Origin of the sequence: Bradyrhizobium sp. ISRA442 (assembly GCF_038085055.1) — a bacterium.
In the GTDB taxonomy this organism is placed as follows: domain Bacteria; phylum Pseudomonadota; class Alphaproteobacteria; order Rhizobiales; family Xanthobacteraceae; genus Bradyrhizobium.
This window is the reverse complement of the sequence record NZ_JALGCN010000030.1, coordinates 1-14,863: the sequence shown is the minus strand read 5'-3', so window position 1 is coordinate 14,863 and position 14,863 is coordinate 1. Positions and strand designations below refer to the sequence as shown.

13 protein-coding genes are annotated in these 14,863 nt (G+C 65.2%); 6 read left to right on the top strand and 7 right to left on the bottom strand.

Annotated features, from left to right (window positions below; translation table 11 throughout):
- Positions 1–15 precede the first annotated feature (15 nt).
- Together MTR72_RS36175 and MTR72_RS36170 are read left to right on the top strand one after the other, a co-directional pair.
- Entirely contained in the window at positions 16–954 is a 939-nt protein-coding gene (locus tag MTR72_RS36175; RefSeq protein ID WP_280967062.1) for a transporter substrate-binding domain-containing protein, read from the top strand.
- 220 nt (positions 955–1,174) lie between these two features.
- Positions 1,175–2,818 carry a lysine--tRNA ligase gene (locus MTR72_RS36170; protein ID WP_280967061.1) on the top strand — a complete coding sequence of 548 codons (1,644 nt, stop codon included), beginning with the start codon at positions 1,175–1,177 and terminating at the stop codon, positions 2,816–2,818.
- Between the two features lie 433 nt (positions 2,819–3,251).
- Here MTR72_RS36170 and MTR72_RS36165 read toward each other — a convergent pair whose 3' ends face one another.
- Both MTR72_RS36165 and MTR72_RS36160 read right to left on the bottom strand, forming a co-directional pair.
- The gene (locus MTR72_RS36165) at positions 3,252–4,004 is read right to left on the bottom strand and encodes a carbonic anhydrase (RefSeq protein ID WP_280967060.1); all 753 of its coding nucleotides are present in this window, start codon (positions 4,002–4,004) and stop codon (positions 3,252–3,254) included.
- 149 nt (positions 4,005–4,153) lie between these two features.
- Positions 4,154–4,807 (bottom strand): S24 family peptidase, encoded by a 654-nt coding sequence (locus tag MTR72_RS36160; protein WP_280967059.1) that lies wholly within the window; start codon positions 4,805–4,807, stop codon positions 4,154–4,156.
- 190 nt (positions 4,808–4,997) lie between these two features.
- Between MTR72_RS36160 and MTR72_RS36155 the strand changes: the two genes are divergently transcribed.
- Positions 4,998–5,342 (top strand): DUF952 domain-containing protein, encoded by a 345-nt coding sequence (locus tag MTR72_RS36155; protein ID WP_280967058.1) that lies wholly within the window; start codon positions 4,998–5,000, stop codon positions 5,340–5,342.
- Positions 5,339–6,436: a quinone-dependent dihydroorotate dehydrogenase gene (locus MTR72_RS36150; protein ID WP_341512031.1), complete on the top strand. Its 1,098-nt coding sequence runs from the start codon at positions 5,339–5,341 to the stop codon at positions 6,434–6,436. The genes MTR72_RS36155 and MTR72_RS36150 overlap by 4 nt, the downstream gene beginning before the upstream one ends.
- A gap of 87 nt (positions 6,437–6,523) precedes the next feature.
- On the opposite strand, the gene MTR72_RS36145 is transcribed toward MTR72_RS36150, so the two are convergent.
- The 5 genes from MTR72_RS36145 to MTR72_RS36125 form a co-directional block, all read right to left on the bottom strand.
- Complete coding sequence (locus MTR72_RS36145) at positions 6,524–7,903, bottom strand: MATE family efflux transporter (RefSeq protein ID WP_280967056.1); 1,380 nt, start codon at positions 7,901–7,903, stop codon at positions 6,524–6,526.
- 1 nt (position 7,904) lies between these two features.
- Positions 7,905–8,639, bottom strand: coding sequence for an MBL fold metallo-hydrolase (locus MTR72_RS36140; RefSeq protein ID WP_280967055.1), 735 nt, complete (start codon positions 8,637–8,639; stop codon positions 7,905–7,907).
- A 23-nt stretch (positions 8,640–8,662) separates the two neighbouring features.
- Positions 8,663–8,965, bottom strand: coding sequence for a DUF6460 domain-containing protein (locus MTR72_RS36135; RefSeq protein ID WP_280967054.1), 303 nt, complete (start codon positions 8,963–8,965; stop codon positions 8,663–8,665).
- Between the two features lie 73 nt (positions 8,966–9,038).
- On the bottom strand, positions 9,039–10,967 hold the full coding sequence (locus MTR72_RS36130; RefSeq protein ID WP_341512030.1) for an ATP-dependent DNA ligase: 1,929 nt from the start codon (positions 10,965–10,967) through the stop codon (positions 9,039–9,041).
- Positions 10,964–12,001, bottom strand: coding sequence for a ligase-associated DNA damage response exonuclease (locus MTR72_RS36125; RefSeq protein ID WP_341512029.1), 1,038 nt, complete (start codon positions 11,999–12,001; stop codon positions 10,964–10,966). Before MTR72_RS36125 ends, MTR72_RS36130 begins: the two co-directional genes overlap by 4 nt.
- A 204-nt stretch (positions 12,002–12,205) precedes the next feature.
- Between MTR72_RS36125 and MTR72_RS36120 the strand changes: the two genes are divergently transcribed.
- Together MTR72_RS36120 and MTR72_RS36115 are read left to right on the top strand one after the other, a co-directional pair.
- A complete protein-coding gene (locus tag MTR72_RS36120; protein WP_280967051.1) occupies positions 12,206–13,132 on the top strand; it encodes a class I SAM-dependent DNA methyltransferase in 927 nt (308 codons plus the stop codon).
- Between the two features lie 116 nt (positions 13,133–13,248).
- Positions 13,249–14,478: an ABC transporter substrate-binding protein gene (locus MTR72_RS36115; RefSeq protein WP_280967050.1), complete on the top strand. Its 1,230-nt coding sequence runs from the start codon at positions 13,249–13,251 to the stop codon at positions 14,476–14,478.
- The last annotated feature ends 385 nt before the right edge of the window (positions 14,479–14,863 follow it).

Below are 14,863 nucleotides of genomic sequence, written 5' to 3'. Positions count from 1 at the left end.
GTTCATTTTCCGCCGATGGCCCCATCGCAACAGGCGAAATTGCCCAAAACTGTCCGTGGCCTCCTGACCGGGCTGGCTGTCGGGGTGTGCCTGTTCGCGCTGGCGCCGGGCGCGGAGGCGCAGACCCCGGCCCAGCCGCCGGCTGCGGCGCCTCAGGCTCCGCCCAAAGCCCCCCCTCAAGCCGCGGCCCCCCAGGCCGTGCCCGGCTTCTGGGATCCGCGGCGGCGCCCTGAGCGGCCGGACCTGTCGCGCCTGACCGTGATCCGCTTTTTGACCGAGACGGACTATCCGCCGTTCAACTATACCGGGGCCGACGGCAATCCGGCCGGCTTCAACGTCGATCTCGCCCGCGCGCTGTGCGATGAGATCAGGATTACCTGCACGGTGCAGATGCGCCGCTTCGAGACGCTGGTCGATGCGCTCACGTCCAATCGCGGCGATGCCATCATCGCCTCGATGGCAGTGAGCCCGCAGCTCCGCGCGCGCGTCGATTTCACCGATCCCTATTACCGCGTGCCGGCGCGCTTCGCCTCGCGCAAGGACGCGGTGATGCCGGAGATCCGCCCCGAATATCTCGAGGGCAAGAAGGTCGGCGTCATCGCGGGCTCCGCGCATGAGGCCTACCTCAAGGCGATGTTCACCGACGCCGAGCTGCACGCCTATCCCAATGACGAGGCGTTGCGTGCCGCTCTCCGCAGGGGTGAGGTCGATTTCATCTTCGGCGACGCCATCTCGCTCGCCTTCTGGATCAACGGCACGGATTCGGGCGATTGCTGCGCCTTCTCCGGTGGCCCCTTCGTCGAAAGCCGCTTCTTCGGCGAGGGCATCGGCATTGCCGTGCGCAAAGGCAATGACGTGCTGCGCCAGGCCCTGAACTGGGCGCTGTTCCGCGTCTGGGAAAAAGGCCGCTACACCGATCTGTGGCTGCGCTACTTCTCGGTGAGTCCGTTTTAGTTCTGTCGCTGCCGCCTCCGTCGTCATTGCGAGGAGCGCAGCGACGAAGCGATCCAGAGTGTCTCCGCGGAAAGATTCTGGATTGCTTCGCGGAGCCTGTCATCGGGCCGCGCTTCGCGCGGACCCGTTGGCTCGCAATGACGGTGTGTGGTGCCGCATCATCCCACAAAATTGCATTCTGCCCGGAAATCGCTAATTTCCGCGGCCCGGAGGCCCCGTAATGTCCGTTATCGATCTTGCCGCAAACCCGAGCGATCTGCGCGCGCTCGCCGAACAATCCAACGCCTGGCCGTTCGAGCAGGCGAAGGCGCTCGTCGCGCGGCTGAAGAAGAAGCCGAAGGACGAGGTGCTGTTCGAGACCGGCTACGGCCCGTCCGGCCTGCCGCATATCGGCACGTTCGGCGAGGTCGCGCGCACCTCGATGGTGCGCCACGCCTTCCGCGTGCTGACCGAGGACAAGATCAAGACGCGCCTGCTCGCCTTCTCCGACGACATGGACGGCCTGCGCAAGGTGCCGGACAACGTTCCGAATAAAGAGCTCTTGGCGCAGTATCTCGGCCGTCCGTTGACCGCCGTGCCGGACCCGTTCTCGAACGAGCATCCCTCATTCGGCGCCGCCAACAATGCGCGCCTGCGCGCCTTTCTTGATCATTTCGGCTTCGACTACGAGTTCGCGAGCTCGACCGACTACTACAAGTCGGGCCGCTTCGACGCGACGCTTCTGAAGATGCTCGCCGCCTACGATGAGATCATGGCGATCATCCTGCCGACGCTGGGGCCCGACCGCCGCGCCACCTATTCGCCGTTCCTACCGATCAGCAAGACCAGCGGCGCCGTGCTCCAGGTGCCGATGATCCGCCGCGATGTCGCCGCCGGCACGGTGACCTATGTCGATCCCGACAGCGGCGAGGAGGTCGAGACGCCCGTCACTGGCGGCAACGTGAAGTGCCAGTGGAAGGCCGACTGGGCGATGCGCTGGGTCGCGCTCGGCGTCGATTACGAGATGGCCGGCAAGGATCTGATCGATTCGGTGAAGCTCTCCAGCGCGATCGCCAGGGCGCTCGGTGCCGCGCCGCCCGAAGGCTTCAATTACGAGCTCTTCCTCGACGAGCAGGGCCAGAAGATCTCGAAGTCGAAGGGCAACGGTCTCACCATCGACGAATGGCTGCGCTACGCCTCGCCGGAATCGCTGTCGCTGTTCATGTATCGCGAGCCGAAGGCGGCCAAGCGACTGTATTTCGACGTCATCCCGCGCAACGTCGACGACTATCAGCAGTTCATCGATGGCTTCCCGAGGCAGGATGCCAAGCAGCAGCTCGGCAATCCGGTCTGGCACATCCACAACGGCAATCCGCCGAGCGGCGATATGCCCGTCACCTTCCAGCTCCTGCTCACGCTGGTGTCATCGTCGAATGCCGAGAACGCCGAGACGCTGTGGGGCTTCATCGGCCGCTACCGGCCCGGCGTGAGCCCGCAGACACATCCGAAGCTCGATGCGATGGTCGGCTACGCCATCAATTATTATCGCGACTTCGTCGCGCCGACGAAGCAGTTCCGCGAGCCGACCGATACCGAGCGCGCCGCGTTGCAGGATCTGCGCGACGCGCTGTCGCAGCTTCCGCAGGACGCCTCGGCCGAAGATATCCAGAACGTCGTCTACGAGATCGGCCGGCGCGAGCCGTTCCTCGATCAGGTCAAGAAGGGTAAGGACGGCCGTCCCGGGGTCACGCTCGACTGGTTCAACATGCTCTACCAGGTGCTGCTCGGCCAGGAGAAAGGCCCGCGCTTCGGCTCCTTCGTCGCCGTCTACGGCATCCAGAACGCGGTCAACATGATCGACGGCGCGCTGGCGCGGAGTGCGTGAGCGGCGTAGTGAACGTGAAGCCCGGATGGAGCGAAAGCGAAATCCGGGGCCTTCACAAGGCACCAGCCGTCCCAGATTGCGCTTCGCTCCATCCGGGCGACAGACCTCCGTTGCGGCGCAAGCGATCTCCCCAACGTCGTCCCGGCGAAGGCCGGGACGCATACCGCGTGATCTAAAGCGCGATGAGATTAGGATAAATCGTCATCGCGCTTTAGGAAAACCGCTGCACACTTTTCCGGATCATGCTCTAGCGGGGAACGGCGGTCTCGGTACCGACGAAGGCGCAACTACGAATCTTCGCCAAACTGCTCCCTGTGGTAATGGGTCCCGGCCTTCGCCGGGACGACATTGTTGATTGGGGCGTCGGCACCGCATCTTCATGCGCAATCGTCCTTTCGCCAGAACGACATTGATAGCCGTGTCGTGTCGCCCATCAGATCGATCGCAGCACGGAGCGCCGGTTGTCCTTCTGCACCGGGCGCGCGTTCATGGGATAGAGCTTTGCGAAGGCGGCGATGTCGGCGCTGGCGACCTGGATCGGATCGGTCAGCAGCAGCCATTCGACGATCTCCGAGCAGGGCGGCGTCGTCAGCGAACCGGGATAGCGGAAATAGCCGAGCCTCGGTGGCAGCATGGCGTTGGGATTGATGCCCGCATCCGCCTTCACCACAGGACCCTCCGTGCCAGGCATGGTCTTGACGATCCGGCTGAAGGCCGCGTTCGGCTTGCCCTCGGCCATCAGCACGCCGACCACGGCGAGCCCGCCCGAGTCGGCGCGATGGACGAAATGCGCCTCCATCGGAAAGTTCTTTCCGCCGATCGTGTGTTCGCTCGGGCGGTGGAAGTGGACCTGAAGCAGCTTGTATTTGACGTCGCCGAGCGTCAGCGTGCTGCCTTCCGCGAAGTTGAGCTGGATCGTGTGCCCGTTGTTGACGATGGTATCGGCGCTCCTGGCCCAGTTGAGCTTCAGCGTGGGCAATTGCGATTTGATCGCCGCCTCGATGTCGATCGGCGACTGCTGCAGGCCGACCGTGCAGGCCTTGTTGGCCGCGTCGAGTTCACCCCATTTGGCGGGGCCGCCGGCGCCCTCATAGCTCCAATGCGCGCCTTCGGCGGCGAATGCCGGCTTGCACAGCGGACACAGCGCGAGACCTGCAAGCGCCTTCAATGCATGACGTCGATCCATCATATTCCCCCTCGCGATGATTCGGTGCGCGATAGGCGCGCAACCTAGGCGAGAGGTACGGTGAGTCGCAATGGCGATCGGGGGCGGATCGTCACCCTACGCAGCGATCGTCCTGTCATCGTCCTTTGACGAGGCCTGGCGCAAGGCAATCACTGGCTCGCCCAGACGATCCGCGCGATCCACGCGATGTCAGCGACGGCGAGCGTGCGCCCGGCCTGTGCCGTATCGAGCGGCTGCAGTTCCAGCGCCTTCGCCGTGCGGCGCATCAGCGTCCTCACCATCACTTCGCCTGCGCGGGTCTTCACCACCACGCGGTCGCCCTTGCGGATCGGTGTGCCCGGCGAGACCAGGATGATGTCGCCGTCGCGATAGGCCGGCGCGAGCGCGTCACCGGAAATCTCCAGCGCAAAGGTATGCCTGTCCTCGGCCGAAGGCAGCGCGACCTGGTCCCAGCCCTTGCCGGATGGAAAGCCGCGATCGTCGAAATAGCCGCTTCCCTCGGCGAGCGCGAAGCCGATCAGCGGCACCGAGCGGCCATCGCCCGGGCTGTCGTCGATCAGCCTGACGAAGGTTTCGATCGACGAACCGGCCGCGCTGAGCGCCTTTGCGATCGATTCGGTCGAGGGCCAGCGCTCGCGGCCGTCGGAGGTCACGCGCTTGGATTTGTTGAAGGTGGTGGGATCGAGCCCGGCGCGCTTGGCAAGGCCCGAGGGCGACAGGCCTGCGCGCGCGGCCAGCCGATCCAGCGCGCCCCAGATCTGATCGTGGGTCAGCATCCTCTGCGCTTTGGCCTGCCTGACCATGGAAGGTCCAGCCCGTCGCAACTCAGGAAAACTATCCTCAAATCAACCGGTTTTCCGTTTTCCGTGCAAGAGGCGGCATGCAAGCCTTGAGTTCGGCAGGGGCCGCCTTTACGGTCGCGCCCGGGTTTTCGGACCCGTACCAGGCGAAAAACCCCAAGAGACTCAAAGAGCAAACAGGGCCCGTTAAGCGGTGGTCAAGATCTACAAAATCTGTCCGGCCTCGGCCTGGCGCGAGGCGGAGCGGCAGGGTGTCTACCGGGGCAGCGCGGATGACGCGCGCGACGGTTTCATCCATTTCTCGACCGCATCCCAGGTTCCCGAGACCGCGCGAAAGCATTTCTTCGGGCAGCGTGCGCTGTTCCTGGTCGAGGTCGATGGCGATGCGCTCGGCGCCGACTTGCGCTGGGAGCGCTCGCGCAATGACGAGCTGTTTCCGCACCTCTATGGCGAACTCGACCTCGGCGCGGTGATCTCGGTGATCAACCTGGCAATGCGCTCCGATGGCGGTCACGACATTCCGGAGCTTGCGCCGTGATCCGCGCCTTCGATGCCCTGTCGCTGCCGGTCCTGCGCTGGCTCGATCCGGAGGATGCGCACCGGCTCGCGATCCAGGGGTTGCGGTTCCTGCCGCCGGGAAAGCCCCGTGAGGACGATCCCAAGCTCGCGGTGCGCGCCTTCGGGCTCAACTTCCCCAATCCGATCGGCATGGCCGCTGGCTTCGACAAGAGCGCCGAGGTGCCGGATGCGTTGCTTCGGCTCGGCTTCGGCTTCGTCGAGATCGGCTCGGTGACGCCGCGCCCGCAGAGCGGCAATCCGCGGCCGCGGCTGTTTCGCCTCGAGCGCGACGAGGCCGTCATCAATCGCATGGGTTTCAACAATGACGGCGCGGAGGCCGCGCTACGACGTCTGGCCGCGCGCGCGCAGAACGGCGGCATCGTCGGCGTCAATGTCGGCGCCAACAAGGATTCGCCGGACCGCGTTGCCGACTACGTCAAGCTGATTGAGACCTTTGCGCCGGTTGCGAGCTATTTCACCGTCAACATCTCCTCGCCGAACACGCCGGGCCTGCGCAACCTGCAGGAAGGTGCGCTGCTCGACGATCTCCTCGCCAAGGTGATCGACGCGCGCGAGCGGGTGCGCCAGAAGGCCGGCGACACGCCGGTGCTGCTCAAGATCGCGCCGGACCTCAGCCTCGCCCAGCTTGATGACGTCGTGCAGGTCGCGCGCTCGCGCCGGGTCGACGGCATGATCGTGTCGAACACGACGATCGCGCGGCCGAGCACGCTGCGCGAGGAGATGCGCGCGAAAGAGCAGGGCGGTCTCTCCGGCCGGCCGCTGTTCCGCCTGTCGACGCGCATGGTCGCGGAGACCTATGTGCGGGTCGAGGGTGCGTTCCCCCTGATCGGCGTCGGCGGCGTCGATTCCGGCGGCGCGGCGCTGACGAAGATCCGCGCCGGAGCGAGCCTGATCCAGCTCTATTCGTCGCTGGTCTACAAGGGCCTCGGCCTCGTCGACGAGATCAAACGCGAACTCACCTCGACGCTGTTGCGCACAGGGAGGGATTCCCTCTCCGAAATCGTCGGCGCCGACGCCGCGACGCTCACGGCGGAAGACTGGCCGGGGATGTAGCCCTTCGCCTCTCCCCGCGTGCGGGGAGAGGCCGGATCGCATCGAAGATGCAATCCGGGTGAGGGGGACTCTCCGCGAGTCCAACTGTCACTGCCCCCGCGGAGAGTCCCCCTCACCCCAACCCTCTCCCCGCAAGCGGGGAGAGGGAGAAGCAAACGTCGCCCTGAACAGCGCCGGATAGCGCGCGCCCTGCAACCCGCCACGCGCGACATAGAAGGCGAGCAGCGCGCACCACAGTCCGGCGTTGCCGAGCGATTGCAGCGCCCACCAGGTGCCGAAGAAGATCGCGAGCGAGGCCAGCATCAGATTGCGCATCTCGCGCGCCCAGGTCGCGCCGACATAGATGCCGTCGAAGCCGAAGGCGAACACGCCGGGCACCGGCGCGAGCACGATGAACATTAGGAAGTCGCGCGCGCTGCGGCGGACGCCTTCGCTCGCGGTCATGAAGTCGATCATGGCCGGCCCGAACAGGGCGAACAGCACCGCAACCACCAACGCGAAACCGAGCCCCCACATCAGCACCAGCCGGGTCGAAGCGGCAAAGCCCTTTGCGTCGCGTGCACCAAAGGTGCGCCCGCAGAGCTGCTGGGCTGCATTGGCAAGGCCATCGAGGAAGAAGGCGCTGACCAGCAGGAAATTGTTGAGCACGGAGTTCGCGGCCAGCGTGACGTCGCCGGCGCGGGCGCCCTTGGCGGTGAAGAACAGGAACGCGGCGATCAGCGCCGCGGTGCGGATCATGATGTCGGAATTGACCGACAGCATCCGCATCAGCTTCGCCCGGTCGAGCAGCGTCTTTCGCGGCACCGCGAAGCCGCCATCCGCATAGCGCCGGCAGACGATCACGCCGAGGACGAAGCCGACCGTTTCCGAAAGCAGTGCGGCGATCGCAGCGCCCGCGATGCCGGTGTCGTAGACGAGCACCAGCAGGATCGTCGCCATCATATTGATGAGGTTGATGACGATCTGAAGCAGCAGCGCCGGATTGGCACGGGCCTGACCGACCAGCCAGCCGAGAATGACATAGTTGGCGAAGGCGAACGGCGACGACCAGATCCGGATCATGAAATAGGTTGTTGCAGCGCGCGTCACGCCCTCGCTGCCGCCCATCAGGTCGAACAGCACGGCAGCCAGCGGCAGTTGCAGCGCGATCAGCGCGGCGCCGATCAGGCCTGCGACGATGAAGCCGCGCACCAGGATCGCGCTGAGTTCGTGCGTCTCGCCCGCGCCCAGCGCCTGCGCAGTGAAGGCGAGCGTGCTCATGCGCAGGAAGGCGAACAGCCAGAACAGGCAGTCGAAGATCACCGAGGCCATCGCGACGCCGCCGAGCAGCGCGGCGTCGTCGAGTCGTCCGATCGCGGTGGTCGAGACCACGCCGATCAGCGGCGTGGTGAGATTCGCGACCATCGCCGGCCCCGCAATGGCGAAGACCTGGCGGGTACCGACCTTGGGATGAGCGGGCGCGTGCACGTCAGACCGCGAGCACCATGCCGTCTTCGGCCGCAAGATGCGCGACGTCATCGAGGTGCGACAGCATGTCGTCGCTCATATGGGTGAGGACGAGCCGCTTGGCGCCGATGGCGGGCAAATGCTGTTCCAAGGTCTTCAGGCTGAGATGGTTCTTGACCACCTTCTCGTACATATAGGCTTCCGTGATGAAAAGGTCCGCGCCATGCGCCAGCGGAATGAGCGTCTCCGTCCATTCGGTGTCGGCGCTGTAGGCGAGGGTGCGGCCCTCGGCCTCGACGCGATAGGCGAGGAACGGCCCGCCGGATTCGCCGTGCACGACAGGGTAGGGCGTCACCGTCACAGCGCCGAAGCTGCGGCTCTGCTCGGGCTGTAGCTCGATGACGGAGAGCTCGAAGCGTTGCTTGGTTTTTGAGGAGTGCTCGAACAGCGCCTCCATCATCTGCGCAAGCCGCGTCGTGATCCCTTGCGGGCCGGCGATGATGAGCGGCCGCGTCCGCCGCGAGAACTGCGCATCGAGTACGAAGAACGGCAGGCCGGCAAAGTGATCGCCGTGGAAATGCGTGATCAGAATGAGATCGATCTCGTTGCGATCGATCTCGAGCCGCTTCAGCGCCGGCAACGCCGACGCGCCGCAATCGATCAGAAAATTGGCTTGTTGCCCGGTGACATGGAAGCAGGTGTTCAGCCTGCCGCCCGAACCAAAGGCATCGCCGCAGCCGACAAAGCGCAATTGCATCGGCTGTGCTCTTTCCTTGCGTCTTACCGGCCGCGTGGCGCGCCGAAGACGCGCGACAGCAGCCAGATCGGGATCACGATGACCGCGCCGAGCAGGAAGTAGCGCCACAGCCAGTTGACGGCGTCGAAGCCAAGATCCCACAGCCGCCGGAACAGCAGCCGGATGCTGTAGATGATATTCCAGGGATCGAAGCCGATCGCGGCGAGCACGACGCCGACTAGGATCGAGAGCATGATGAGGCGGAATGCGACCGCCAGTGGCGAGCCGCCGAGGAAGCGGTTCAGGCCGTCATGGCTTGCCGGCAAATCTCTGACGTCGTTGGCCATCGCAAAAACTCCTCGCCGGATTCGCCTGCATTATAGGTCACGGCAGGGCACATGGGGAACCCGCCTCCCGCCGTCAATGGCCGCCGGTTCCGGTCGCCGCGTTAATTGTTGGTAGGGATTCGTCCGCTTTCAGCATCTTCTCCAGCGTCTCCAGCCGGTCCGCCTCGCGTGGCGGCTTGTCCCAGCGCAGGCGGCTGATGCGGGGAAAGCGCATGGCGACACCGGATTTGTGCCGCGGTGAGCGCTGCAGGCCCTCGAAGGCGACCTCCAGCACCAACCCTTTCTCGGGCTCGTGCACGACGTGACGGACGGGGCCGAATTTTTCCGTGGTGTTGCGGCGGACGAAACGGTCGATCTGCAGCAGCTCCTCGTCCGTGAAGCCGAAATAGGCCTTGCCGACCGGCACCAGCTCGTCGCCATTCTCGCCCGAGGTCCAGACGCCGAAGGTGTAGTCGGAATAGTAGGAGGAGCGCTTGCCGTGGCCGCGCTGCGCATACATCAGCACGGCGTCGATGATGTGTGGATCGCGCTTCCACTTCCACCATTGTCCCCTTGGCCGCCCAGGCAAGTAGGGTGCGTCGCGCCGCTTCAGCATCACGCCTTCGACGGCGTCCGCATCCTCGCCCGCGCCGGCGTTGGCCGGATCGGCGCGTGCCGCGGTCAGCGCCTCCCAGCTTGCGAAGGGGACCGTCGGCGACAGGTCGATGCGGGCATCGTCGAGTTTTTTGATGAATGTCTCCAGCCGCTCGCGCCGCTCGGCAAAGGGCAATTGGCGCAAATCGTTCTCGTCGTCGCCGAGCAGGTCGTAGGCGCGCAAGTGAATCGGAAACTCCTTGATCAGCTTTGGTGAGACGACCTTGCGGTTGAGGCGCTGTTGCAGAACGTTGAAGCTTTGTACGCGCCCGTCGCGCAGGATCAGAAGCTCGCCGTCAATCGCACCGGGCAGGCGCAGCGACGGCACGAGATCGGGAAAGCTTCCCGTGATGTCCTCGCCGGTGCGCGAATAGAGCCGCGCCGTGATATGGCCGCGGTCGTCGCGGCCCGCGACCGCCTGCACGCGGATGCCGTCCCATTTCCACTCGGCGATGTAGTCTGCTGGATCGAGCGTGGCAAAATCGGTGTCCTCGATCGCATGCGCCAGCATCACGGGGCGGAACGGCGCCGGATCGCGGTTGACGGGTTTTTCCGCGCGCCCCTCCAGCCAGGCGAACAGGTCGAGATAGGGCGGAGATAGGCCCGGCCAGATCAACTCGACTTCATGTGGATCCTTGTCGCCGAGCGCGGCGGCCGCGGTTTTCGCCAAGCGCGCCGAAATGCCGATGCGCAGCGCGCCGGTAACGAGCTTCAACAGCGCCCAGCGGCCGGTCTCGTCGAGCTCGTCGAGCCAGCGCGCAAGCTGTGCCGGCATGTCGGTCTTGCCGAGCGTGCGGAGCGTTGTGACGACGTCGGTGAGGGTAGGAGGTGGTGGGTTGTTATGATTGCGCGGGCGGAGCGATGCGTCAGCATCTCGCCCGGGGTACCTCCCTCCCTGCCCCCCGGAGCGAGCGAAGCTCGTCTCCTCCCCCGCAAGGGGGGAGGGAACGTTGAGAGCCGTGCGTCCATCACTTTCGGGGTCTCTGTCAGTTACCTCGTTGGTCGCTCGCCATATTCGCTGCTGCGCTCCCTCCCCCCTTGTGGGGGAGGGCTGGGGAGGGGGGTGGCCCAGGAAAGACTGATTGTCGTTGACGATTCCCCTCGGCCACATCAGCGCCACCGTCTCCGAGAGGTCGCCGACATAGTCATAGGACAGCCCGAACAGCACCTCGTCGGTGCGCGCCGCGATCAAGTCGCGGATCAACGCGGGCTTGGCGTGCTTGAAGCTGAGCGCGCCGGTCAGCGCGGCCAGCGCATAGCCGCGGTCGGGATCGCCGACCTCGCGGAAATAGCTGGTGATCAGCCGCAGCTTGTTGTTGCGGCCGGGCTCGTAGGCGAGGCGATCGAGGAGTTCGGCGAAGCGGTTCATGCCTCGGCCTCGTCAGCGAGCGGCGTCTCGGTCTCTTCCTCATCGCCATAGCCGACGAGATCGAGCGGTCGCGCCTGCAGGCCTCTGCTCCTGCACCAGTGCACCAGCGCGTCCTCCTGGCCGTGTGTGACCCAGATCTCACCGGCGCCGGTCGCGGCAATCGTGGCGGTGAGGCCGTCCCAATCGGCATGATCGGAGATCACCAGCGGCAGTTCGACGCCGCGTTGCCGCGCTCGCGCACGCACCCGCATCCAGCCCGAGGCGAACGCGGTCACGGGATCGGGAAAGCGTCGCGTCCAGATATCGGATGTGGCCGAGGGCGGCGCCAGCGTGATGGTGCCGGCGAGAGCCGCTTTCTTCATGCCCTTCACGGGTCGCAGCTCGCCGAGATCGATCCCGCGGCTCTGGTAGTAATGCGTGATCGTTTCCATCGCGCCATGCAGATAGATCGGCGCGTCGTAGCCGGCTCGCCGGAGCAGCGCGATCACGCGCTGGGCTTTTCCGAGCGAATAAGCGCCGACGAGATGCGCGCGCTCGGGAAACAGCGCGACCGACGCGAGCAGCTTCTTCACCTCGTCGGCCGCATTGCCGTGCCGGAACACCGGCAATCCGAACGTCGCCTCCGTGATGAAGACGTCGCAGGGCACGAGCTCGAACGGCGTGCAGGTCGGGTCCGGCGCATCCTTGTAGTCACCGGAGGCGACGATGCAGGTGTCTTTGCAGCTCACCGCGATCTGCGCCGAGCCGAGCACATGGCCGGCCGGGTGAAACTTGACGCGGACATCGCCGAGCCGGATCTCCTCGCCATAGCGGATGGCTTGCGTCGAGCCCGCGAAATTCTCGCCATAGCGCAGCCGCATCATGTCCAGCGTTTCCTGCGTCGCCAGCACCGCGCCGTGGCCGGCGCGCGCATGGTCGGAATGGCCGTGGGTGATTACGGCCCGCTCCACGGAGCAGACAGGATCGATATGGAAGCCGCCGGGCTTGCAGCACAGGCCGGCAGCAACTGGCAGCAGGATGTCTTGCGGACGCATGCCGGTTATATAGGGCGCCGCTACCGCAATGTTCACCCGTCATGCGCGGGCTTGCCGTCTCCGCTAGGCTTCGCCGCCCCAGTGGTGTAAAAGCCCGCCGAAGCCATTGGCGGAGGCGGGACGCGCGCATCCATCCTCTTAAACACTCCCTTTTTTAGATGGATTGCCGGGTCAAGTCCGGCAACGACAGTCTCTGGTTCCAAAATGCCCCTGCGCCTGTTCCTGTCCTCCGGCGATCTGATGGCCGACCGCCGCTTCGAGTTCGCGCGCGACCTCCAGCTCAAGGGCGACCTGCCCGCCGCCGCCGATCTCCTGGAGCAGGCGATCGAGCTCGCGCCGAACTTCATCTCGGCCTGGTTCATGCTTGGCGAAATCCGCAAAGAACTCGGCGAGCGCGACAAGGCCATTGCGGCGTTCCGCAAGGCGCGTGATTCCGACCCGGACGACCAGCATGGCGCCGGCCTGCATCTGATGCGGCTCGGCGAGGCGCAACTGGCGGAGATGCCCAAGGCCTATGTACAGGCGCTGTTCGATCAATATGCGCCGCGCTTCGAGCACGCGCTGATCAACGATCTCGGCTATCGCGCGCCGGCGCTAATCTTCAAGGCGGTGCTGGCCGCGCGCGTTGCCGCGAAGAAGCCGGCCTTCTTCAAGCGCGCCGTCGATCTCGGCTGCGGCACCGGGCTCGCGGCGTCCGCCTTCGCCAATCAGGTCGATCATTTCACCGGCATCGATCTGTCGCCCGGCATGATCAAGGAGGCGCGCGCCACCGATCTCTACGCCGAGCTCGAAGTCGCCGACATGATCGAAGGCCTGCGCGGCAAGGCTGATGCAAGCGCGAACCTCGTCGTTGCGGCGGATGCGTTCGTGTATCTCTCCGATCTCGCGCCGGTGCTGGGCGAAGCCAAGCGCGTGCTCGCGCCCAGTGGCGTGCTCGCATTCACGCTGGAAACGCATGACGGCAGCGGCGTCGTGCTCGGCGAAGGCCTGCGCTATGCCCACTCCGCGGAATATGTGCGCGGCGCGATCGCCAAGGCCGGGCTCAAGCTCCTGACACTCGAGGCCGCGTCCCCACGCAACGAGAACAACGAGCCGGTGCGCGGCCTCGTCGTCGTCGCCGAGAAAACTTGAGTCTAGGCGCTGCACTTGCAGCGATTTGAGCGTCATTGCGTCGCAAAGCCGCGACTTGCCACTTGCGACGCGCGGCCCGATGCCAGCACAATGCTTGCATTAGGGAGAAAACAACAATGATGAAGAATCCATCGCGGCGCGATTTCAGCGCCGCCGCGCTCGCGACCATCGCTGCATCCACGCTGCCCGCGCCGCATGTCTGGGCCGCGGACAAGAAATACGATGCGGGCGCCAGCGACACCGAGATCAAGATCGGACAGACCGTGCCGCATTCCGGCCCCGGCTCGCTCTATGGCGTGTTGGGGCGCGTTGGCGAGGCCTATTTCCAGATGCTGAACGAGAAGGGCGGCATCAACGGGCGCAAGATCAAGTTCATCACGTCGGACGACGCCTACAGCGCGCCGAAATGCGTCGAGGCAACGCGGCGCCTGGTCGAGCAGGAGGAGGTGCTGGCGCTCTACGGCTCGCTCGGCACCGCGCCGCAGACCGCCGTGCACAAATACCTGAACTCCAAGGGCGTGCCGCAGCTTTTGCTCAACACCGGCGCGTCCAAGTGGAACAATCCGAAGGAGTTCAAGTGGACGATGGCGGGCCTGCCGCTGTATCCGACCGAGGCACGCATCCTGGCGCGGCACGTCGTCAACGTGAAGCCGAACGCCAAGATCGGCATCCTCTACCAGAACGACGATTTCGGTCGCGACTTCTTGGGGCCCTTCAAGAAGGTGCTGGCGGATGCCGGCGGCACCGCGCAGGTGATCATGGAGCAGACCTATGATCTCACCGATCCGACCGTCGACTCCCAGCTCATCAATCTCTCGAAGTCGGGTGCGGATGTCTTCTACAACATCACCACCGGCAAGGCGACGTCTCAGTCGATCCGCAAAGTCGCCGAGCTCGGCTGGAAGCCGCTGCAGTTGTTGTCGGCGGGCTCGACCGGGCGCTCCATCCTCAACGCCGCGGGCCTGGAGAACGCCACCGGCATCGTCGCGATCCGCTACAACAAGGAGGTGGGGCTGCCGAAGTGGGAGAAGGATCCGGACGTGATGGCGTTCGAGGAGCTGCGCAAGAAATACCTGCCGAGCATCGACCCCGACAACACCATCGCCTTTGCCGGCTACGGCCAGGCTGTGACCATGGGTGAGATCCTGCGCCGCTGCGGCGACGATCTCACCCGCGCCAACGTGCTGAAGCAGGCCTCCACGCTCGCCGGCTTCCACTCGCCCTATTTCCTCGACGGCGTCACCTACAGCTATACGCCCGAGGACTACACGCCGATGAAGACGCTCTTCATCTCCACCTTCAGCGGCAAGGACTGGGAGATCTCCGACAAGCCGATGTCGGAGTAGGGCGCCTTCTTCCCTTCTCCCCTTGTGGGAGAAGGTGGCGCGAAGCGCCGGATGAGGGGTTCTATCCGCGTGTCCGAATGAGAGAGGTTCACTCGCTGAGACAGACCCCTCACCCGTCTCGCCGCTACGCGGCGAGCCACCCTCTCCCACAAGGGGAGAGGGGACGGCGTCTTGCTCATCGTAGAGCTCTCACCCCTCGACGAACCCATCCCCACGGCTTACCTCTTACGCCGTGCCGCCCCGTACCCTCAAAACATCGGCCGAGCCGGCCGCGCTGCTGCCCGACCGCTTCCAACAATGGTTCGTGGGTCGCGGCTGGTCGCCGCGCGCGCATCAATTGGCGCTGCTGGAGAAGGCGCGCGAGGATCGCTCTGCGCTGTTGATC

Coding starts and splice junctions, on each gene's coding strand:
- MTR72_RS36175 (WP_280967062.1), top strand. CDS start 16: ATGGCCCCATCGCAACAGGCGAAATTGCCCAAAACTGTCCGTGGCCTC.
- MTR72_RS36170 (WP_280967061.1), top strand. CDS start 1,175: ATGTCCGTTATCGATCTTGCCGCAAACCCGAGCGATCTGCGCGCGCTC.
- MTR72_RS36165 (WP_280967060.1), bottom strand. CDS start 4,004: ATGGATCGACGTCATGCATTGAAGGCGCTTGCAGGTCTCGCGCTGTGT.
- MTR72_RS36160 (WP_280967059.1), bottom strand. CDS start 4,807: ATGGTCAGGCAGGCCAAAGCGCAGAGGATGCTGACCCACGATCAGATC.
- MTR72_RS36140 (WP_280967055.1), bottom strand. CDS start 8,639: ATGCAATTGCGCTTTGTCGGCTGCGGCGATGCCTTTGGTTCGGGCGGC.
- MTR72_RS36135 (WP_280967054.1), bottom strand. CDS start 8,965: ATGGCCAACGACGTCAGAGATTTGCCGGCAAGCCATGACGGCCTGAAC.
- MTR72_RS36130 (WP_341512030.1), bottom strand. CDS start 10,967: ATGAACCGCTTCGCCGAACTCCTCGATCGCCTCGCCTACGAGCCCGGC.
- MTR72_RS36125 (WP_341512029.1), bottom strand. CDS start 12,001: ATGCGTCCGCAAGACATCCTGCTGCCAGTTGCTGCCGGCCTGTGCTGC.
- MTR72_RS36120 (WP_280967051.1), top strand. CDS start 12,206: ATGCCCCTGCGCCTGTTCCTGTCCTCCGGCGATCTGATGGCCGACCGC.
- MTR72_RS36115 (WP_280967050.1), top strand. CDS start 13,249: ATGATGAAGAATCCATCGCGGCGCGATTTCAGCGCCGCCGCGCTCGCG.